General features: G+C 43.1%; 18 protein-coding genes and 1 pseudogene. 6 read left to right on the top strand and 13 right to left on the bottom strand.

Features of this window, described 5'->3' with window-relative positions; translation table 11 throughout:
- Positions 1-136: 136 nt before the first annotated feature.
- Positions 137-1,015 carry a pirin family protein gene (locus FTV12_RS14535; protein ID WP_180034254.1) on the bottom strand — a complete coding sequence of 293 codons (879 nt, stop codon included), beginning with the start codon at positions 1,013-1,015 and terminating at the stop codon, positions 137-139.
- Positions 1,016-1,314: 299 nt separating this feature from the next.
- On the opposite strand from FTV12_RS14535, the gene ycaC reads away from it, so the two are divergent.
- Both ycaC and FTV12_RS14525 read left to right on the top strand, forming a co-directional pair.
- Positions 1,315-1,941 carry an isochorismate family cysteine hydrolase YcaC gene (gene ycaC, locus FTV12_RS14530; RefSeq protein ID WP_180002495.1) on the top strand — a complete coding sequence of 209 codons (627 nt, stop codon included), beginning with the start codon at positions 1,315-1,317 and terminating at the stop codon, positions 1,939-1,941.
- Positions 1,942-2,081: 140 nt separating this feature from the next.
- A complete protein-coding gene (locus FTV12_RS14525; protein ID WP_180034253.1) occupies positions 2,082-3,005 on the top strand; it encodes a LysR substrate-binding domain-containing protein in 924 nt (307 codons plus the stop codon).
- An 83-nt stretch (positions 3,006-3,088) separates the two neighbouring features.
- Here FTV12_RS14525 and ahpC read toward each other — a convergent pair whose 3' ends face one another.
- The 4 genes from ahpC to FTV12_RS14505 form a co-directional block, all read right to left on the bottom strand.
- Positions 3,089-3,652: an alkyl hydroperoxide reductase subunit C gene (ahpC, locus tag FTV12_RS14520; protein ID WP_005232609.1), complete on the bottom strand. Its 564-nt coding sequence runs from the start codon at positions 3,650-3,652 to the stop codon at positions 3,089-3,091.
- Positions 3,653-3,803: 151 nt separating this feature from the next.
- Positions 3,804-4,448, bottom strand: a complete 645-nt coding sequence (locus FTV12_RS14515; RefSeq protein ID WP_180034252.1) for a TetR/AcrR family transcriptional regulator — start codon at positions 4,446-4,448, stop codon at positions 3,804-3,806.
- Positions 4,449-4,586: 138 nt separating this feature from the next.
- On the bottom strand, positions 4,587-5,057 hold the full coding sequence (locus FTV12_RS14510; protein WP_180034251.1) for a transposase family protein: 471 nt from the start codon (positions 5,055-5,057) through the stop codon (positions 4,587-4,589).
- Positions 5,005-5,400: a transposase family protein gene (locus tag FTV12_RS14505; RefSeq protein ID WP_008306679.1), complete on the bottom strand. Its 396-nt coding sequence runs from the start codon at positions 5,398-5,400 to the stop codon at positions 5,005-5,007. The genes FTV12_RS14510 and FTV12_RS14505 overlap by 53 nt, the downstream gene beginning before the upstream one ends.
- A 105-nt stretch (positions 5,401-5,505) precedes the next feature.
- Between FTV12_RS14505 and FTV12_RS14500 the strand changes: the two are divergent.
- A pseudogene (locus FTV12_RS14500) lies at positions 5,506-5,968 on the top strand (hotdog fold domain-containing protein).
- Positions 5,969-6,037: 69 nt separating this feature from the next.
- Here FTV12_RS14500 and ssb read toward each other — a convergent pair.
- The 4 genes from ssb to FTV12_RS14480 form a co-directional block, all read right to left on the bottom strand.
- Positions 6,038-6,622, bottom strand: a complete 585-nt coding sequence (gene ssb, locus FTV12_RS14495) for a single-stranded DNA-binding protein (protein ID WP_159123705.1) — start codon at positions 6,620-6,622, stop codon at positions 6,038-6,040.
- 51 nt (positions 6,623-6,673) lie between these two features.
- On the bottom strand, positions 6,674-8,038 hold the full coding sequence (locus tag FTV12_RS14490; RefSeq protein WP_034170221.1) for an MFS transporter: 1,365 nt from the start codon (positions 8,036-8,038) through the stop codon (positions 6,674-6,676).
- A gap of 124 nt (positions 8,039-8,162) precedes the next feature.
- Positions 8,163-9,221 carry an RNA-guided endonuclease TnpB family protein gene (locus FTV12_RS14485; RefSeq protein ID WP_159123703.1) on the bottom strand — a complete coding sequence of 353 codons (1,059 nt, stop codon included), beginning with the start codon at positions 9,219-9,221 and terminating at the stop codon, positions 8,163-8,165.
- A 182-nt stretch (positions 9,222-9,403) separates the two neighbouring features.
- Positions 9,404-10,495 carry a DUF475 domain-containing protein gene (locus FTV12_RS14480; protein WP_004781554.1) on the bottom strand — a complete coding sequence of 364 codons (1,092 nt, stop codon included), beginning with the start codon at positions 10,493-10,495 and terminating at the stop codon, positions 9,404-9,406.
- A 222-nt stretch (positions 10,496-10,717) separates the two neighbouring features.
- On the opposite strand from FTV12_RS14480, the gene tenA reads away from it, so the two are divergent.
- Together tenA and uvrA are read left to right on the top strand one after the other, a co-directional pair.
- Positions 10,718-11,389, top strand: a complete 672-nt coding sequence (gene tenA / locus FTV12_RS14475) for a thiaminase II (protein WP_180017533.1) — start codon at positions 10,718-10,720, stop codon at positions 11,387-11,389.
- Between the two features lie 293 nt (positions 11,390-11,682).
- Entirely contained in the window at positions 11,683-14,514 is a 2,832-nt protein-coding gene (uvrA, locus tag FTV12_RS14470) for an excinuclease ABC subunit UvrA (RefSeq protein ID WP_180012433.1), read from the top strand.
- A gap of 75 nt (positions 14,515-14,589) precedes the next feature.
- Here the strand turns inward: uvrA and FTV12_RS14465 are convergent, their stop codons facing one another.
- Both FTV12_RS14465 and FTV12_RS14460 read right to left on the bottom strand, forming a co-directional pair.
- Positions 14,590-15,057: an HIT family protein gene (locus tag FTV12_RS14465; RefSeq protein ID WP_166139514.1), complete on the bottom strand. Its 468-nt coding sequence runs from the start codon at positions 15,055-15,057 to the stop codon at positions 14,590-14,592.
- A 126-nt stretch (positions 15,058-15,183) separates the two neighbouring features.
- Positions 15,184-16,893, bottom strand: coding sequence for a GGDEF domain-containing protein (locus FTV12_RS14460; RefSeq protein WP_180034250.1), 1,710 nt, complete (start codon positions 16,891-16,893; stop codon positions 15,184-15,186).
- A 1,120-nt stretch (positions 16,894-18,013) separates the two neighbouring features.
- Between FTV12_RS14460 and omp33-36 the strand changes: the two genes are divergently transcribed.
- On the top strand, positions 18,014-18,910 hold the full coding sequence (omp33-36, locus tag FTV12_RS14455) for a porin Omp33-36 (RefSeq protein ID WP_180034249.1): 897 nt from the start codon (positions 18,014-18,016) through the stop codon (positions 18,908-18,910).
- A 64-nt stretch (positions 18,911-18,974) separates the two neighbouring features.
- Here omp33-36 and FTV12_RS14450 read toward each other — a convergent pair whose 3' ends face one another.
- Both FTV12_RS14450 and FTV12_RS14445 read right to left on the bottom strand, forming a co-directional pair.
- Positions 18,975-20,939: a choline BCCT transporter BetT gene (locus FTV12_RS14450; RefSeq protein WP_180034248.1), complete on the bottom strand. Its 1,965-nt coding sequence runs from the start codon at positions 20,937-20,939 to the stop codon at positions 18,975-18,977.
- A 179-nt stretch (positions 20,940-21,118) separates the two neighbouring features.
- Entirely contained in the window at positions 21,119-21,835 is a 717-nt protein-coding gene (locus FTV12_RS14445) for an ion channel (RefSeq protein ID WP_159123809.1), read from the bottom strand.
- Positions 21,836-22,169 lie beyond the last annotated feature (334 nt).

The following is a 22,169-nucleotide window of genomic DNA, read 5'->3' as shown; positions in this document are numbered from 1 at the left end:
TGCTATAGACCACATTTAAGTTTAAATATGAACACCCCGAATCAGACGTATGAGCAAACTAAAACCGAGCTAATTGCTTAACTCGGTTTGAAGTGGAATACTGTCAATCTATTTCAGGACAAGACAACTGACTGTATTATTCGGCCTGTACCGCGATTTCACCAAATTTACCCTGATTAAAATCTTGAAATGCCTGAATAATTTCTTCCTTGGTATTCATCACAAATGGGCCATAGCCTTGAATAGGTTCATTCAGCGGCTCACCGGTCAAGAGCAGAAATTTAGTGTCCTGATAGGCCTGTAGCTGAATTTCAGGATCATCATCGCGCGCAAACATGACAATAGAGCTATCCAGGACTTTTTGACTGCCATTTACCACCAGCTCACCCGCCAGTACAACCAGCAAAGCATTATGTCCGAGAGGTACATGTAACGTAGTTTCATACTCTGCTTTTAGCTCGCCGTCCCAGACATTTACCGGACTAAAGGTATGCGCAGGGCCATAATGACCTCCGAATTCTCCGGCAATCACCCGAATATGTCCTGCACCTTCATTCATTTCAATCCGTGGAATCTCGGCTGCAGTAATGGCCTGATAACGTGGTGCAGTCATTTTGCCTTTGGCTGGCAAATTGACCCAGAGTTGAACCATTTCAAACAGGCCACCCTTTTGAGCAAAATCTGGAGAATGAAATTCTTCATGCACTACACCTGCGCCTGCGGTCATCCACTGTACATCACCGGTCTGTATCGTACCGCCACCGCCACTGGAGTCCTGGTGGGTCACTGCACCCTGATAAGCCAAGGTTACAGTTTCAAAACCACGATGCGGATGCGAACCTACACCATGCTGCTCAGTAGTCGATGCAAAATGATACGGCGCTGCATAGTCCAGCAGTAGAAATGGACTAATGGCCTGCCCCAGACGATCATAAGAAAACAGGTTTTTCACCGGGAAGCCGTCACCGACCCAGTGCATGTTTTGATTACGGTAGACACCAATGACTTTTTTCATCTTTTACTCCTATATACAATAGGATGAACATGCAGCCATTGTATGCTTTACAGGCAGTACTCGACACTAGGCTACTGAAATGCAGTATCCCAAATATAAGACAATAGTAGGTTTAAATCATGAAAATTGTCACCAATAAATACTAAATTTTATTTTAATTTTCCCATTATTCTATTTTTGAGATTAACTGTCCCGGAACTTAGACTTAATTTGTCCTATTTTTATCTCTAACATGCAATCACCGCATGTCGCCATCAGTGGCTGATCTGCTCACCTGATTTCATTAGAGGAAAATAAAAATGGCAAAACCCTATGTGCGTTTAGACAAGGACAATGCAGCTGTATTGCTGGTCGATCATCAAACTGGCCTGCTATCGCTGGTACGTGATATTGACCCGGACAAATTCAAGAACAATGTGCTGGCACTGGCTGCAGCGGCAAAATATTTCAATCTGCCAACGATTCTGACGACCAGTTTTGAACAGGGTCCAAATGGTCCCCTAGTACCTGAATTGAAAGACATGTTCCCGGATGCACCGTACATTGCCCGTCCTGGCCAGATCAATGCCTGGGATAATGAAGACTTTGTCAAAGCAGTAAAAGCTACAGGTAAGAAACAACTGATTATTGCTGGTGTCGTGACTGAAGTCTGTGTGGCCTTTCCTGCTCTGTCTGCACTGGAAGAAGAATTTGACGTATTCGTGGTGACTGACGCTTCAGGTACCTTTAATCATCTGACCCGTGACTCGGCATGGAATCGTATGTCTCAGGCGGGTGCGCAGTTGATGACCTGGTTTGGCATGGCTTGTGAACTGCACCGTGACTGGCGTAATGATATTGAAGGTCTGGGTACTTTATTCAGCAACCATATCCCAGATTACCGTAACCTGATCAATAGCTATAACCAGAACACAACACAGAAATAATCTGCTACAACTTAAAAAAGCGGCCCATGGGTCGCTTTTTAGTATAAAAATCAAATGAGATTTTGCTAGAAAATATATAGCCCAAGTCAGATTTCCCCTATGATGGATATGGCATAAACACAGGGCGATTGAGGTGAAACGTGCATTCTTTTGATGACTATTATTATTTCTACCTAGTGGTAAAGCATGGTGGTTTTAGTGCAGCCAGTGACGCCTCTGGCATCACCAAGTCCAAACTCAGTCGTCGTATTCTGGAACTGGAAGCACGTTTTAACGTTACCCTGATTCAGCGTTCAACCCGGCATTTTAAAGTGACACCACTTGGTCAAGAATTTTATCAGGAATGTGAAAAGCTGATTCAGCAGGTGGAATGTGCCCATAGTGTCCTACTCAAGCAGAAAAGCGAACCGCAAGGTTTGGTCAAGCTCAGCTGCCCTTCAGTGATGATGCGTTTCCAGATTCGCCAGTTACTGAATGAATTCTTAAAAGCCTATCCGCAAGTACAGGTCGAAATGGAAATCACCAGCCGCCGCGTCGATGTACTGCATGATGATATTGACCTTGCCATCCGCACCAACTTTGAGGCCAATGAAGATTCCAGCATCGTGGTTCGGGATGTGATTAAAACTACACATTGTCTGGTCGCCAGCCCGGAACTGCTCAAGAGTCAACAGCTACAATATCCAACTGAAATCAATAATTTTCCTACTATCGTTCTCGGCACTCAAAAACAGCATTATCAGTGGCATCTATATCACACGAATAACAAGGAACAAATGGATATTCCACTGGAACCGCGAATCAAAAGTAATGATCTGGCTGGTGTGTATTATTCTGCACTGGATGGCTTGGGCATTGCCGATCTGCCTTATTTAACCGTGGAAGAAGATCTGAAAGTAGGTCGCCTGATTCACATCCTGCCAGAATGGTGTTCCAATATGGGTACTGTCCAACTGGTCTATGTCTCACGCAAAGGCCAGCGTCTGGTCATGGAAAAACTGATTGAACATCTGGTTGAAGGCTTGCGTGCTGCGGCAGAAGGTCATAGAGGTTATACCATTTAAGTTTATTATTTCAATTCCGGTAGACAATAAAAAACCCAGCGCTGAGGGCTGAGTTTTTTCAACTTCGATAACGTGTTATCGAATTAGATTTTACCGACCAGGTCGATTGAAGGAGCAAGAGTCGCTTCACCTTCTTTCCATTTTGCAGGACATACTTCACCTGGGTGAGCGTGTACATATTGAGCCGCTTTTACTTTACGAAGCAGTTCTTGTGCATCACGACCGATACCACCCGCGTTGATTTCAACGATCTGGATTTTACCGTCTGGATCGATCACGAAAGTACCACGATCCGCCAGACCATCAGCTTCAATCAGCACTTCAAAGTTTTTCGCCAAAGTCCAGGTTGGATCGCCGATCATTGGGTACTGGATTTTACCAATTACGTCAGAGGTGTCATGCCAAGCTTTGTGCGTGAAGTGCGTGTCTGTAGATACTGAGTAGATTTCTACGCCCAGTTTCTGGAATTCAGCATACTGATCAGCAAGATCGCCTAATTCTGTTGGACAAACAAATGTGAAGTCAGCAGGATAGAAGAATACTACAGACCATTTGCCTTTCATGTCTTGCTCAGACACTTCAATAAATTGGCCATTGTGGTAAGCAGTTGCGTTGAATGGCTTAACTTCAGTATTGATTAAACTCATAAGTCTATTCCTATCTATTCGTGAAAGTGTGTGTTCATTTCATGTAGTTAAGAATACGCAAAAACCACCAACAGGTAAAACCGTAACTTTTCATAAAAACTATCGGTTTTTTAGATTTATAATTCCTTTTATTTTTATCTTTCTGATTTGTTTAATCGATTTTGGCGGCTTCACTTTCTTGAAAATGCTGTATAGATTGCCAGGCCGATTTTGCTAAGGCTGCTGCATAGTATTTAGGGCAGGTTTGAACTCGACCAGATAACCAGCTCCGGCAATAACTTTCAGTGGGTCCAATGATCAGTGACATAAGCAGTTCTAAGGGAACAGCTTGTAATTGCCCGATATCTGCCTGCTGAGCCAGCCATTGCTTTAATTCCTGATTGCGCTGCTGATTCGACTGCTGTAACTCATTTTTGAAATCACTGCTTTGAACTGTATGATGCGCGGCATAAAGAAAGCGGGCAAAATCAGGATACGCTACGACCCAATCGATATAACTCTGAATCACCGCCTCTATGCCTTGTTCAATACCCTGAACTTGTGACAGAGCCTGCAAACGCTGCTTTGACTGATCTGTGAGCGCTGCAATATACAGTGCTGCAATGATCCCCTCCTTGTTTTTAAAATGATGATAGATCGCCCCGATACTGGTATCGGCCTGATCACGAATCATTTCAATCGTAGTCGCAGCAATGCCTGTACGCAGAAATTCTGTCAATGAGCATTCCAGAATCTGACGTTTGAGTAAAGCTCGTCTTCCCTTAAAAATCCTTTCCAGCAATTCCATGTTTTGCATCTTTAATATTTAAATCCTCTCTATTTTTAAAAGCAGGCTGGCAGCCTGATGTCTGGTTTTTGTCAGATGCGCCAATACAGAATAATATTCTGTATGAGAATATTATTCTGATTAAAAATAATAGACCTCTTTCATAAATCATTTTTTGCTCAGTTCCAAGTTGTAGATTCCAGCGATTAAATTGAATCTCAAACCAAGCCTTTTACCTCTATTTCGATAACGCTCAGCAAGGATTTTGAAGGTTTTCAGGCTGCCAAATACATGCTCAATTCCGATTCTTCTTTTATTGATTTCTTGATTATAGATTTTCAATTCAGGATCCAATTTACAGTGTCTTTTGGCTTTTAATGGCAACAGGCTATTTGGATACACTGTATAAATTCCCTGATAACCCTTATCCGCAAGGATAAATGCACCTGCAGGAATCTGATTCAAGTTACGTTTGAAGAGTTCGAAATCATGTACGGCACCACGACTCGTACATAAACTCAGGATTTTTTGAGTTTGATAATGAATGATGGCCTGTACTTTGAAAGTGTGGGTCTTTTTCTTGCCGCTATAGCTTTTCTTCTGTTTTTTTAGGCCTTTGGATTGGAATTTCTGTGGCATCCACGATCACAACATTCCAGTCGATGCCTTCGCCCTCGGGTAAATCTTTGGGTAAATTAAACAGATTGGACCGAATCAGGCAGTCTTCAACATGACGGACAATTCTTGAGGCTGTGGGCTCTGAAACCCCGTAACTCGTCGCAACGTGAAATAAGGTTCGGTATTCCCGCCAATAGCTTAGACAGAGCAGAACCTGATCCTCCAGGCTTAACTTGGGCGGTCTGCCTTTGGCAGAGACATGCTTCTGCAATTGCTCAACCATCAAATAGAAAGTTGACCATGAGATGCCTGTGTATCGCTTGAACTGAGGATCAGAAAGCTTGTTTGAATCGATGTATTTCATCCGCAGATTATGCACGAATGCCAAGAAATCCGGAGTGCAAATATTAACCAAAAAGAAGATCGTTTTTTGATTTATGAAAGAGATCTAATATACAGGAAGTTATAGATGAGCCAAGCCCTAAAAATCTGGAAAAGCCTAGAAAATAAGCCAGCCGGTAAATATCTTTTTTCTAAATTACTTTGTCTAAAAGCCCCCTATTTCGGCAGTATTTCTCCACTATTTGAAGATTTAAAGCCTGGTTATTGTGCAGTGAGCATCAAGAAACCGTGCCGTGCTGAATCATTTAGGCACTGTACACGCGATTGCCATGTGCAATATGGCTGAACTGGCAGGCGGCACCATGACCGATTCAACCGTTCCGAAAACTCATCGCTGGATTCCCAAGGGTATGCAGGTCGAATATGTCAAAAAAGCTACTACTGACCTAGTTGCGATTGCGACACCCGCCGAGCCTAACTTTATATGGAAGGAAGGCAGCGATTATCTGGTCAATGTAGAAATTAAAGATACTGCAGAAGAAGTTGTGTTTCGGGCGGTGATCACGATGTGGGTCTCAGTGAAAAAATAGAAGAACCCAGATATGAAAAACCCGCCAAATGGCGGGTTTTGATGATGATTTGCCTTTCTAATGTCGGGATTAGAACGGAAGATCATCATCCAGATCGGCTGCAGGTGCTGCTACTGGAGCAGGTGCAGACTTCGGCGCATAACCACCCTGGTTATTTTGGTTATTGTTGCCATAACCACTGCCCTGATTATTGTTAAAACCGCCTTGCTGAGGCGCTGAGCCATAACCACCTTGTGAATTATTGCTATAACCGCCACCCTGGTTATTGTTATTAAAACGTGGCTGGTTAAACCCATTATCGCCCTGCTCGCCTTGTGGACGACCAGAATCCAGCATTTGCATTTGCTCACCACGGATTTCCGTTGTGTAGCGTTCTTGACCGCTTTGATCTGTCCATTGACGGGTACGTAATGAACCTTCGATATAAACTTTAGAACCTTTGCGCAGATATTGCTGTGCAATTTCACCTAAACGGTTATGCAGCACAATACGATGCCATTCGGTTTGCTCTTTACGTTCGCCCGTATTTTTATCAGTCCATGAATCGCTGGTTGCGATAGAGAATTGAGTGAGAGAACCACCATTTGGGAAAGTTTTGGTCTCAGGATCTCGACCTAAAGTACCAACTAAAATGACCTTATTAACACCACGCATCAGACGTACACTTCCTATTTATTTCTATATTTTACTTTATAAGAGTTATGTTTAAATGGCTACCTCTTTACCTAACAAGTGCGTTAATTGTTGTCGCGAAACATCATCAACCTGCTGTTTATCGACCTTGACAAAGGCGACTTGCTGTTCAGACATGACCACAACCTCTTCAATACCACGAATCGCCAAAAGTTGAGAAGTCCATTCATCTGTTTGTTTACTCTCTGGCAGACGAAGCACGAGCGATGAAAGATAGCGTGGTTGAGCCAACCCAAAACTCATGAGCAGCCAAATTATAGCAATTGCCGATAAAATACTCCAACCGAGCGAAGTGTTGTTGAGTAACAACAATTGTCCACCGATAATCCCGCCAAAAAACGCGCCCAGAAACTGACTACTGGCATTCACGCCCATCGCAGTGGCTTTAGATTGAATCGGGGCTGCTTTGGACAACCATGAGGGCAATAAGGCTTCCATGACGTTAAAGGCAATAAAGAATAAACCTAATCCACCGATCAGCACATATTTGGATTCAAAGCCAAAAATCATGATCAACAGACCCAGAATAATCCCGCCAATCGCTGTCAGGAAAATACTGCGCATCTTGCGATATTTCTCTGCCAGTACAATGCTCGGGAAGGCAAAAAACAGACTGACGACCAGCAGCGGCAGATAGACCCAACCATGGCTCGATAATGGCAGTTCAGCAACTTCAATCAGTTGCGATGGCACATAAATAAACATGGCTGTGAGCAGCAAATGCAGGGTAAATACTGAAATATGCAGACGGTTCAGATCCCCCATTTTCAGGACCTGTTTTAGCTGCTCCAGATAGCCCTGCTGAAAATTTTTATGATGACGGGTAACTTTAGGGACCATCAACAACATCGCAATCGCAGCCAAGCCCATTACGGTGGTCACCCAGAACAGACCGGAAATGCCGACCAGTCCTGTCACCCACGGCCCCATGGTAAAGGCCACCACAAAGGACAGGCCGATACTCATGCCCATCACCGCCATGGCTTTCATGCGGTTTTCTTCGCGGGTCACATCGGCCAGTAAGGCCATTACCACTGCTGAAACTGCTCCACCACCCGCAATCGCACGACCGATGATCACGCCATAAATGGTGTCAGACATTGCAGCAATCGCACCACCTAGAGCGAATAGCAACAAGCCCAAAACCACCAGTGGCTTACGGCTATAGCGGTCTGCAATCAGGCTAAACGGAATCTGTAAAATGGCCTGTGTCAGGCCATAAATACCCACCGCCAGACCAATCAGTGCCGGCGTAGCATATTCATATGACTGCCCTGCTACCGAGAATACAGGGATGATCATAAACAACCCCAGCATGCGCAGTGCGAAAATACTGCTCAGGGCAAAGGTCGAGCGACGTTCTAAGGCATTCATCATAAAGTCTGGCGATCGAGTTAGTTAATCTTGATGCGTAGATTATAGGCCATTCCGCTCAAAGGAATGCATGAATTTTATTTGAAATAAAGATGAGGACTATCTGAAAATTGACATCCTCCCCCAGCTAAAGCAAGGGGATTCCTACTGCTAGACGCTCATGCCCGAGCGCAAGAATATTCAGTGCGGAATTTACATCCCGATCCCATGAGCTACCACACTCACCACACTGCCACTCTCTTATTCCTAAACCTGCTCTACCTTTCGGACTACTGGAGCGTGAGCCACAGCACGAACAAGTTTGGGTGGTATAGGCTTCATTGACTTCTTCATACCATACCCCTGCGTTCTCGCATTTATACTTGAGCATGGTTCTTAGTGTTGTCCAACTGGCATCTAACACAGACTTGGCTAGTTTGGTTTGCGCTAATGCTTTGCCATTCACATTGCCAACGAAGATTGCTGCATGTTCTTTTACTAGTTTATGGCTGAATTGATGCAGCATGTTTTGTCTTACATTTTTAATCTTGGCGTGAATTGCTTTCACTCGTTTTTTATTTTTTGCACGTTGAGCAATACCAAGTTTTTGTTCATATTTCCGATAGATTTGAGGGGCTTTAAGTTTTACACCATCTGAACAAGTGGCTAAATCTTTTAAACCTAAATCTATGCCAATTGAGGTTTTAGCGGTGGTTTTCTCTGTTTTAGCATTGTCAACTACAAGACATACATACCAACGGCCTCGGCTATCTTCAACGAATGAGCCTGTTTTAACCCTGTATTGACTTAAACCGTAACTATCCCATAACTTGAATTGGTGTTTACCATATTGAACACAGCCATCAGCATATTTGATTGCAACCTTTTTAAACGGTATCCAACCTAGTGAACGTCTAGCTGATTTTTTATTACTGACACGCCATTTTAGTTTTGCTTTTTTGAACTGCTTGCGTCTTGTGACCAATTCTTCTGTCACTGCCTGAATAGTTTGACTGTGCAAGTTGCATTCTTTCGATGTGCCTTTCGTGTATTTTGCAATATCGTATGCTGAAAAGAATTGTTGTTTTTTTTGAAGATGTTTAAAACACAAATCATTGACATAATTCCAAACAAAATTTACTTCGGATGCTAACTGATTTAGCACCTTGCAATGTTTGTCTTTTATGCGTAATTTGAGTGTCTTCATCCAATTATTTTAACAGTATTTTTCTTAATAGTGACTATAGTACAAGTATTTAAAACGACATTTCGTGTCGTTCATGTGGTTTACTCCAGTCGCTTATATCCTCGTGCTGAACCACGAGGTTTTACGCTCCAATGGATAAAAAAGCGTAGCCGGAGCTACGCTTCTGTTCAGCGATCACGGGGCTATTTGCCTGCTTTTAATAACTGACGCTTGGTATATTGGATCGAAGCAATGACTGCCCAGATAATGAAAGCCACACCGATCAGACCAGTCACCACTTCAGGGATATGTACACCGGTACTGCTTGCCAGCATGATAAATGCCAGAGCACCAATCGCATAGTGCGCGCCATGTTCCAAATAGATATAGGCATCCAGCGTGCCTTTATCGACCAGGTAAATAGTCATCGAACGCACGAACATCGCACCGATGGCCAGGCCTAGCATGATGATTACCACGTCAGATGTAATCGCAAAGGCCCCGATTACCCCGTCGAAACTGAAAGATGCATCGAGTACTTCTAGGTAAAGGAAACCACCAAAGCCGGCTTTCACCACGCCAGTCGGTACGCCTTCAGCATCATGACGAACGGCGTTGCCCTCTTCGTCTACTTCCGGTTCCCCACCTAACATATGGCTCAGGACCTGTACCCCGATATAAATCACGATTCCCCAGATCCCTGCCAGAATAACATCCAGACGTTTTGCTTCTTCGACCTGAAAATCCATGATTAATAAGGCAATCAGGGTAATAAAGACTGACATCGCCGGAACGTTTGCCAGATGCGCCAGACGGCGTTCCAGCATGCGGAACCAGTGGGTGTCTTTTTCTTCATCCAGGAAGAAGTTCAGAAATACCAGCATCAGGAAGGCACCACCAAAGGCAGAAATCTCGGCATGATGTGCCATCAGTTTAGCCGAATATTCTTTTGGTGCATTTAAGGCGAGCTGCACCACTTCCATAAAGCCCATATCCGCAGTCACGGCCACAATGACCACCGGGAAAATCAGGCGCATCCCGAAAACTGCAACCAGAATCCCGACCGTCAGGAAAATCATTTTCCAGAAATGATCCCAACCGCGCAGGACGGATGCATTGACAACCGCGTTATCAAACGACAACGACACTTCCATAATCGCCAGAATAGCGGTGATGGTCAGTGCTGTGAACATGGTTTGCAGGCCCGCTTCCGGACCATGGGTGAATCCCCAATAAGCAGACAAACCAAGGCACACGATCGAAAATACGATTGAGAAACCAAAGTGTTTCAACATATATATCGACCTTAGATAAATTTCATTAAATGCATTTCTTTAAACGTAGAGAAATACTAAGACTCAAAGTTGTCCCAATTATGAAACTTTTGCCGCCTAAACCAAAGCACTTCCTGAACCATTTTTAGGTATTTTCTGCTTTTCAGATTTGCTGATCTTTTAAACAGATTCATCTTTGCTATAGTGCTGGATATTTTGACTTCAACTGCTAAGGATTTCAGTATGAGTTTCTCTCAAGACGTATGGCAACGTAATCTCGGACTTTATCAAAAGACATTGGCGCTGCCTTTTAACCAGCAGCTGGCGCAGGGAACATTAAGCCGTGAAGCTTTTAGTCATTATGTGATTCAGGATGCGCATTATTTACTGGCCTATGGCCGTGCGCTGGCGGTCTGTGCAGCCAAAGCTTTTGAAGCAGATGATGTAATTCAGTTCAGTGAAGCCGCTAAAACTGCCATTGTGGTCGAACGCAGCCTGCATGATGGCTTTATGCAGGATTTTGGCATCAGCAAAACCCAATTTGAAAATACACCTTTGACTCTGGCCTGCCATCATTACACTTCTTATTTACAGGCAACGGCCTGGGCAGAAAGTTATCCGGTGGTTCTAGCTGCCCTTTTGCCATGTTTCTGGATCTATGCAGAAGTGGGTAAGGATATTGTCGATAAGGCAGCGCCGAATAATCCGTATCAGGCCTGGATTGATACCTATGCCGGTGAGGATTTTCATACAGCGGTACGCAATGTAATTGCTACTGTGGATCGGGTGGCAGCGCGGGTCGATGCTGATACTCTGGAAAAAATGCATCAGGCCTATACCCATGCAGCACGTCTGGAATGGCTGTTCTGGGATAGTGCTTATGAACAACGCCAATGGCTAGGTCTGGATGATTAATTTTAGTTTCTATTGACTGAGTCCTGTTTAATACAGGGCTTTTTTATTTTTAAGCCAAACCCTAAATGATGGAAAGTGAAGCTAATTTCGATGGAGTTATGCATCATGAAATTTCATCCATTAGATGTTTGGAAAAGAGCAAATCTAATCTACATTTTCCCCCAGTTGCTTTAGTACTGATCTTTTGACCAATATCCGACACAACTTGACGTTTAAAATACTTTTATTTGCACTTGAACATTTTTCATTCGGTATCATATAAAGGTTTTTGATGAATTTTCTAGGATCATTGCATGAGCCAAAGTCACATCCGTATTCGAGGTGCACGTACCCATAACCTGAAAAATGTGAACCTTGATATTCCACGCGACAAGTTTGTGGTGATTACGGGACTGTCTGGTTCAGGTAAGTCCTCACTGGCATTCGATACGTTATATGCGGAAGGTCAACGCCGTTATGTAGAATCTCTGTCTGCCTACGCGCGTCAATTCCTTTCGCAAATGGAAAAGCCGGAAGTTGATTCGATTGAGGGTTTAAGCCCAGCCATTGCTATCGAACAGAAATCGACTAGTCATAACCCGCGTTCGACTGTAGGTACCATTACCGAAATCTATGACTATTTACGTCTGCTCTATGCACGCGTAGGTACACCTTACTGTCCGGAACACGATCTGCCCATGGTGGCACAGACCGTAACTGAAATGGTCGATGCGGTTAAAGAACTGGAAGAAGGCACTGCGCTGTTATTGTTAGCGCCTGTCGTGCGTGAACGTAAGGGTGAGTACACAGCGTTATTTGAGCAACTGCAAAGCCAAGGCTTTGTGCGTGCACGTGTCGATGGCGAGATCATGGAAATTGATCCGCCACCTGAGTTGGACAAAAAGAAAAAACATACTATTGAAGTCGTGGTTGACCGCTTTAAGGTGCGTGATGATCTCGGTAACCGGATTGCAGAAAGTTTTGAAACTGCGCTGCGTCTCGGTGGAGATATTGCGATTTTGTCCTGGATGAAAGGTGAAAATGATGATCGCGTATTTTCTGCCAAACACTCCTGTCCGGAATGTGACCGCGCTGTGGCAGAACTGGAGCCACGCCTGTTTTCATTTAACAATCCCTTTGGTGCCTGCCCGGTCTGTGATGGTCTGGGTACCCGCAGCCATTTCAGTGCGGACAAACTGATTCCCAATCAGGAAGTCAGCATCAGCCAAGGTGCGATTCGTGGCTGGGATCGTCAGCGTCCGTATTATTATGGCATGCTGCAAAAAGTAGCCGAGCATTTCGGTTTTTCTCTAGAAACGCCTTGGAATGAACTGGATGCCAACACCAAGAAGAAATTCCTTTACGGTACCGGCAAAGAAAAAATTGACCTGAGCTATATTGATGAACGTGGTCGTCGTCATAACCGGGTGATGCCATTTGAAGGTATCTTGCCGCATCTGGAACGCCGTTACCGCGAAACTGAAAGCAATTATGTGCGTGATGATCTGGCGCAGTATCTATCCAATGCCGCTTGTGATGCTTGTGATGGTTCACGTCTGAATGAAATCTCGCGTAATGTGAAAATTCTGGACAAGACCATTGCCGACGTTACTCGCATGTCGATTGGCGATGCCGAGAGCTATTATCAGGGCATTAATCTGGAAGGTGCGCGTGGTGAAATTGCGGACAAGATTTTCAAGGAAATCCGTGAACGCCTGCATTTCCTAGTATCTGTCGGTCTGAACTATTTGAGTCTGTCCCGTTCTGCCGAAACCTTGTCTGGTGGTGAAGCACAGCGTATCCGTCTGGCTTCACAAATTGGTGCTGGCCTCATGGGTGTGATGTATGTGCTGGATGAACCTTCGATTGGTCTGCATCAGCGTGATAATGATCGCCTGTTACAAACCCTGATTCGTCTGCGTGATCTCGGTAATACCGTTTTAGTGGTCGAACATGATGAAGATGCAATTCGTGCTGCAGACCATATTATTGATATTGGTCCGGGTGCCGGTGTGCATGGCGGTCATGTGATTGCAGAAGGAACCTATCAGGAACTCGCTAAAAATAAAGATTCCCTGACCGGTAAATATCTGTCTGGCAAACTGAAAATTGAAGTGCCGAAAAAACGGGTTCAGCCACCAAAACCGGAAGAACAGATCAAATTGATGGGTGCTGCCGGGCATAACCTGAAGAAAGTCGATCTGACCATTCCATTGGGAATCATGACTTGTGTCACCGGTGTTTCAGGTTCTGGTAAATCTACGTTGATTAACCGGACTCTGTTGCCACTAGCAGCGACTCAGCTGAATGGTGCAACCACGCTAACTGCTGAGAAGTTTGACTCAATTGATGGTCTGCAATTTCTGGATAAAGTGGTTGATATTGACCAGAGCCCGATTGGCCGTACGCCACGTTCGAACCCAGCAACTTATACCGGTTTGTTTACTCCAATTCGTGAACTGTTTTCACAGACTCCGGAAGCCAAAGCGCGTGGTTATACCGCTGGCCGTTTCTCGTTTAACGTGAAAGGCGGACGCTGTGAGGCCTGTGAAGGTGATGGCATGATTAAGGTAGCGATGCACTTTCTGCCGGATATGTATGTGCCGTGTGACGCCTGTCATGGCAAGCGTTATAACCGTGAAACGCTGGAAGTGAACTACAAAGGCAAGAATATTTCTGATGTATTGCAGATGACCGTTGAAGATGCCATGCATTTCTTTGATGCGATTCCAGTGATTCATCGTCGTCTGGAAACCTTGCATCAGGTTGGTCTGGGCTATATCCGTTTAGGTCAGTCAGCGACGACCCTTTCTGGTGGTGAAGCACAACGGGTAAAACTGGCACGTGAGCTGGCCAAACGGGATACCGGTAAAACCCTGTATGTCCTGGATGAGCCAACCACTGGTCTGCATTTCCATGATATTGCCAAGCTGCTGGACATCCTGCATGAGCTACGCAATAAAGGGAATACCATTGTTGTGATTGAACATAACTTGGATGTGATCAAGACTGCAGACTGGGTGGTAGACCTTGGGCCTGAAGGTGGTGCGGGTGGCGGTATGATTATCGCGGAAGGTACTCCGGAAGATGTTGTGAAAGTTAAGGCTTCACATACAGGGAAATTCTTAAAGCCGTTATTGAAGTAATTTTATTCTCTCCAATCCTCCTTTGAAAAAGGAGAGAGTGCCCCTCTTTTAAAAAGAGGGGGCTTTTATTTTTGACTATGCGATTGAGCGAATATTTTCAGCCAATTGTGCCAGCGCTTGATCATCCGCCCTTCGAGCATCATGCGATGAAATATAGCCCTCATAAGCATCAAAATACTTATCGACTGAAGAATTAATTGGCTGCCATTTTTCATGGGTATTTTTAGTCTGATGCATTGGAAATAGCTTGGCATGCACATGATCGACACCAAATCCCTCGAACACCATTGCTGTTCGGCCAACGTCATCAAAATAACGATCCAATTTTAGGGCTACCTGCTTGGTATATAAAACCAGATTTGTCAGCACCTGGTCACTCAGTTCAAAGGCATAGCTGGAATAATGCTGTTTTGGAATCACTACGCTTGCGCCCAATGTATTGGGAAATATAGTAAGAAACGCCATAAAATCATCATTTTCATCGATTAAATGACATGGCAATTCCCCTTTTACCATTTGACAGAAAATACAATTTTTACTCATTTTAAGATCCCCTAAATTTTTATATTTTTTAAAAACTTCAATGAAATTTACTTTATTTTTTAACAATATAAATTATAAAATTATGACTCTTCAGACTGTTTAGCTTAAAAAATTCAGTTAAGTGGTTTAAACCTCAGCCACCACATTACGTCCTTTGGCTTTGGCCTTAAATAACGCCTCATCGGCCTGTTCCAGTAAAGCAATCCATGACTCTGCACCAATCGCTACCCCAATACTCACCGATACATAAATATCTTCATCAGCTGCGGTCAGAATAGAATGTTCAGCGACTTCGGTCCGGATTTTATTCGCCAGCATGAAAGCATGCTGCATCTCGATATTTTCAATCAGGACCAGAAACTCATCACCGCCATAGCGAACCAGCAGATCCGAAGCTCGAACATTGGCTTTTAAGCGTTCTGCAACCAGCTGAATAACCTGATCACCAATAATATGCCCATATTGATCATTGACCTGTTTGAAGTGATCAATATCAATAATCATCAGGCAGGTTCGCTTAAACTGGGTCGGATGCGTTTCCATAAAACGGATATATTCATCGAGCGCAAAACGGTTAGCCAGTCCAGTCAGGGAATCGGAATGGGCAATATTTTTCAGTCGAAATTCTAATGCTTCACGCTCTTGCAGCGTATGCTGCAGTTTTTGAATTGCTGTAAATAAGGATTCAGTAGGCCGGTCTGTTTTTAGTTTTGATGGTGCTTGCTTCCGTTCAGACCCAGTGGACAAATCAAATAAAATTTTACGTGCGCGAATTAAAGGAATAAAGATGCGTTTACGCGCAAAAATCATGGTCAAAATTGCCGTAATCAGGGAAATTCCAGATAAGGCCACTGTCCAGATCAAATGATTCAGACCATGGCGCATTTCCTTAATAGCCACATCTTTGGTGTATTGCAGTAAATAGTTCTGCAAATCAATCACTGTTGTAAATTTATCTACAATAGCTTCAGTCAGCTGGGTTCCAGTTAAATAATAAGGACGCTGCTGGCGGCTATCTTCAATCAGTCGCTCCACAATCGGTAAACCTTGCTGGATAAATTCAGTTCCGACCCACTGATGTAAACGAATAAACTCATCAGTTTTGTCCTGAACAGGCTGTAGCGTATCAATGATATCCCAGAGATAACGTACCTGATGCTGGACTTGTAAGGAACGGGTAATGTTTTGCTCTGGAATGTGGGTTCCAAATGTCACATGAGCCATAACATTTGACGCTACCCGACCCGATTGATCCCTGAGATCAGATAAAAATAGGATTTCACTCATGTAATTATCCAAACGGGCAGATGGCGTAGCAGAGGCAATCACTACTCCTTTCAGAATTTTACGGCTGCTATCCCAGGCAGTAAACATGGCGAGAATAGCCTGATCCATTTCCTGTGCAGTACGTTCCGGGCGAGGTATTTGAGTATAGAGATCGACCTGCTGACGTCCATTCTGCAAGCTTGGTTTCAATTCAGATAAAAGTTGCTGGCTTAGGTGATTAAAACCAACCTGATCGAGTGCCTGAGCCGTAATTTGCATCTGTTGATCGACTTCCTGACGGTAATCGCTTAACTCCTGCTGATGTTTGGCAAATTCCTCAACCGAGCTGGACATTACTTTGTTGGCAGGTGCCCGTTCCCGGGAGATTTTATTGGCGAGATCGGTGACCTGTTGTAAGGCATAAAGCTGCTGATAGGTTTGTTTTGATTTTAAATAATGTTGAGTACTATCAATAATAAAGGGAATACAAATACACAATAAACATAAAATAATGATCGACATCGACCAGTACAGATGTTTGCTGATTTTCTCAGAGTGTAAAGTATTCATCTTGATTTTTAGTCCTTCACATGGATCAAGGACTCCCCATTTAATAGTAGATAGATTATACAAATAAACGTCTACTCATCATCAATATTTCTTCCCAATTACCTTGATTTTCAGAAGGTTTTAGCTCTGTATATTTTCAGGATTTTCCATCTATTATCACTAAAACATAAATAGGAATGAAAATTTCATAATTTAAAATATAAGAAAATTAAAAAACTCGCTTTCTGAACTATTTACACGTGCAACAATTAGGTGCATAATGCACCGCATTAGGGCGAGTTAAATTATTCCTCAGCAGATTTTTTGATTTACCCGCAAATTTTGGCGAAAAAACCTCAATTCTTTATAGAAATTGAGGTTTTTTTTTGCAATTTTATAAAATAAGGCTAGTTTTAAATTGAATTAATGCACCATTAATGTGCATTTAAGAATCATCTTTGACGGCTTTCTATACTTGTTTTTTTAATCTTCTTTTATGAAGTAATTCGTAGACTGATGCTTCTAAAAAATTCTGGCAAAAAAAAGCCCAACCTTGGGGAAAGCTGGGCCGATAAAAACAAAAATATGTGGAGAATCAGTCAAATTATCATGTAAAAACATGAACTCTAACCTGATTTTTTTATTATCAGTCAATTTGGTAACAATGTAAAGCACATTAATTTACTAGGATTTATGACATATCACAATTTATAGACAAAACAGTGAAATACATCACATTATAACCCTGATTTTGTCGCTAAACCGATCAATTCTTTCATAAATTTGCTTTATATTACAGTTTTTACGCCTCTCTTAAATTCAGTGTAATAAACATGATTATTTTCATGATAAATAAATTGGTTTTTTGAATTAAAATCCACTATTCAACTTAATTAAACAATCAAAAAATCCTTTATTAATTCATTTTCCTGATTGGATGTAACAATTTATTTAGTATACAACATTGTTATTTAAGCTTTTTTCTAAAATAACTAAATTTTCTAATTAAAAGACTATTAAACAAAATCAATACAATGATTTTGTACAAAAAAATAGCGATTTCGAATTGGATTGACTTAATAAATTGTCACAATACAATACGTTCCTGTTGTACATCTTTTGTAACAAAATGGTAAATATCATGAAAAAACTCGGTTTAGCCACTGCTTTATTATTAGCCATGACCGGTGCTCAAGCATATCAATTCGAAGTTCAAGGTCAATCAGAGTTCATCGACAACACTGTAAATGACAAAGATTTCACTGGTGCTGTTCAAGGTACTTACTACTTCAAAGATGTAGACGCTTCTAAAGGCCCTTTAGCTGAAGCTGCTTTCATCAACCAGGCATCTAACGTTTCTGCTGCTTATACATATGGCGAATATGATGTAGATGCTGATGATAGAGACCAGACTTCTCATACTTTCGGTGTGAAAGGTGAAGCTTACATCCCAACTAAAGTTGTTCCTGCTTATGCAAGCGCTTCTTATAGCCATACAATTACTGATGGTAAAGGTGGCCAAAATGATGACAATGGCGACCGTTATGCATTAGAAGTAGGTGTACTCCCTATTCCTAACTTCCTGGTAGCTGTAGGTTACACAAGCGTTGCAGACCAAACTTCTTATGACGCTTTCAACATGTTCAACAATGGCGTTGCTAAAGCTGCTATTGAGTCTCAAACAATCGCTGAAGACCAAGATGCAATCACTGCTCGTACTAAATATGTAGGCGCAATTGACGGCACTAACATGTCACTTGGCTTCGAAAGCGGTTTGGTTTACGGTGAAGATACTGCTTACAACCTAGGTACTACTTTGTACATCAACCCTAAATTAAGCGTTGGTGCATCTTATATGGAATCTAGCTACGCTAACTCTCCAGACAAAGCTTGGGGCGCAAACGTAAACTACTTCATCACTCCAGCAGTTGCTGTAGGTGCTAGTTATGTGAACTCAAACTACGAAGCAAATCTTGCTCAAAATGCTGTAGTTCGTGATACACAAACTGTAGGCTTAAATGCTAAATTCCGTTTCTAATTTCTGAATTAGTGACTGAGTAAAAAAAGGACGCATCAGCGTCCTTTTTTATTGGATCAAATATCTATTCCGGAGAACGGACCAGACTTAAAAAATGCAAATGGCGTTCATATTGGTCAATAATGTCCTGGATCAAATCTTCCTGAGTCCATTCCATCACATCATAATTTTGCCCCCCTTCCCTTAAAAAGACTTCTGCCTGATAAGATTGCGGAGAATCTGCATCCGGCATAAAGCTCGGTGCTAAAGTCTGGGTAGCAATGACCTGATAAATAAAGTTCATTTCATTCTGATGATCGACACGTAACTCGATCCCATCTTCCAGTTTAAAGATTTTCACCTGGATGTGACGACGTTTCAGTTCAGCCTGAAAACTGTTAAAGGCTTTACTGACCATCGTATCAATATAATCACGTACTTCATTATGCGTATGCGGATAATGCATAATTAAACCGAGTCGCTGTTGCCAGCTACGCGGGTTCTGAATGGCCCGTGGGGTAATACGCGCAGCTTGTAGCGCATGCATTTTCGTTACATCCAGATGCAGGGCCTTAATCAGTCCCCAGCAAATCAGCAGCATAATGAATGTGAACGGTAAGGCACTCATAATCGTAGCCGACTGTAGGGCTTCCAGCCCGCCTGCCAGTAACAGAATGATGGCCAATAAAGCCATTAACACGGTCCAGAACAGACGCTGCCAAGTCGGTGAATTCTCGGTTTTCGCCGTGAGATAATCCGTGACTAATGATCCAGAATCTGCTGAAGTGACAAAGAACAGGATAACCAATACCGTAGCAATAATACTGGTGACTGAATTAAATGGCAGATTACCTAAAAATTCGAACAGCGCTACAGAGGAGTCACGTTGTACTGCCTCAAGCAGATTAGTATTGGCTTCATGCATGATACTGAATAATGCAGCATTGCCCATAAAGCCCATCCAGATCAGGGTAAATCCGGTAGGAATCAGTAGAACCCCAACAATGAACTCACGGATACTGCGGCCTTCGGATACTCGGGCAATAAACATCCCGACAAATGGCGACCAGGAAATCCACCAGGCCCAATACATAATGGTCCAGCCACCAATCCAGCCACTAGGCTGATAGGCATACAGATTAAAAGTCATACTAAACAGGTTTGCAACATACTGGCCAGAGTTTTGAATGGTGGTCTGCAGAAGATAGATGCTTGGACCGGTAACAAAAACAAAGATGAGTAGCAGTAAGGCAAGCAGCAGATTCAGTTCAGCTAGGCGTTTGATGCCCTTATCCAAACCAAAAAATACGGACATTGATGCCATTACAGTGACGGCAATAATCAAAATGACCTGAGTACTGGGGGTCTGCTCAACTCCAAATAGGTAATTCAGACCCGAATTAATCTGAGTCACCCCAAAACCTAAAGTTGTCGCAACCCCAAATACTGTCCCTAAGGTGGCAAAAGTATCTACCCCGTCTCCGATTGGGCCATGAATCCGGTTGCCGATCAGTGGATATAAGGCGGAGCGAACTTTTAAAGGCAGATTATGTCGATACGCAAAATAGGCCAATGACAGACCCACAATGGTGTAAATCGCCCAGGCATGCAGGCCCCAGTGGAAGAAAGTCACGCGAATAGCCTGCTGTGCGGCCAGTACAGTTTCCGGGTCACCAGCAGGCGGTGTGACATAATGCATAACCGGTTCTGCAACCCCGAAAAACATCAGGCCGATCCCCATGCCTGCGGTAAACAGCATGGCAAACCAGGATGCCTGGCTGTATTTTGGCTGACTATGGTCGGGCCCAAGTTTAATTTTCCCCATATCGGACAGGGCAATATAAATCAGGACAATCAGGAAGATCGCCACGGAGAGGACATAAAACCAGCTAAATGAAGTGGTAATCCACGCATTCATTTGCTTGGTCAACAGGTCGAATGAATCAGGTGCCAGTATTACCAGTCCCAAAAAAATGGCGATAATCACCACTGTACTAATAAAGACATTCGGATTGATATTGGCAAACCAAGATGAAGGTTTGGAAGGCATAGATCCCCCATTTTTTTAATAGATTGAATGCCGGGAGGCTTGAAGCATTATTGATAAGTAAAAACATTCTGATCGAGAGAATTACGATCAAAGATACGTTTTGGACCTTAAGATTTTAAAATATTCAGGAAAATAAAGCCGTTAAGTTACTGTAACCAAGCTATGCAGCTCTGTACGTTCTATTCCTCAGGCTTTCTATGCTTATGTTGTATATGAGTCTGTTTAGGAAGATGGGAAATATACTGTAAGGCAATCAGACGGGAAACAATCAAGGCCAGATACATTACCCCGACAAACATTTGGATAATGGCAAGCATCCGTGCGACCGGGCTGACCGGCATCACATCAGATAATCCTGTAGCAGACTGTACACTAAAGCTCAGAAAGAGCAGATCCAGCCACGGCTGATAAGCTTTTAGATCTGGGTCCGAAAAGCTGTAAGGTACCCATAACTGGCAAATGCTATAGAGAAAAGCAAAGCCCCAAGCCAGCAATGTGAAAACTGCTCCCGCTGCAAATAGTTCGTCTTTGGTCAGATAACGGTCATGAAACATATAACGTAACAGGCCATACGCTGCACTGAAGTAGGCACTGGCTTCAAACAGATGCGCGACGATCATGATCCAGGTATAGCGCAGCCCCAACACAATTAATGACGAAAAGAAGATGGCTCCTGCGACAAAGATGAGTCCCAGAATGGTAAACATCGGAGTCTGACGAATTACCTTGGCAATCACCAGCAAGACCACCACTCCCAGCATCCATGTACCCGCGCGATAAGACACGCTGTCATAACTCAGCATCGACAGGATCAAAATCAGTAATTGTAGGCATAGCAGCCAGGCAGAAGGCAGATACTTAAAATGGGTCCAGAATCGTAGCAGAGAGTGCTTCATGAGATTTGTCTTGATGTCCTGTCGAGCATCATTATTGTTATCGCTGGCTTAACATAGCATGATCTAGCTGATGGTTAGAAACAGGATTGTATAAAAATCATTGAAATCTCAGTTAAAAATAGCTGTATTTAATTTTAGATAACCTATCCCAAAGTATTTCATTGGGTAGCTCAGGTATTTTATCGCTATAAAAAAAGCCCCCATCAGGAGTAATGCCAGTCAGTTAAGCAAATATTAGTAAAATGTAGTAAAAATGAGTGTATGTAAATACGCTCATTTTTTTATGACTTTATCTGAAAATTTAGATTGCACCCTTCAACATTCTTTACCTTCA

Origin of the sequence: Acinetobacter sp. YH12233 (genome assembly GCF_013417725.1) — a bacterium.
Taxonomy (GTDB): Bacteria; Pseudomonadota; Gammaproteobacteria; order Pseudomonadales; family Moraxellaceae; genus Acinetobacter.
This window is presented reverse-complemented; position numbering and strand designations above follow the sequence as displayed.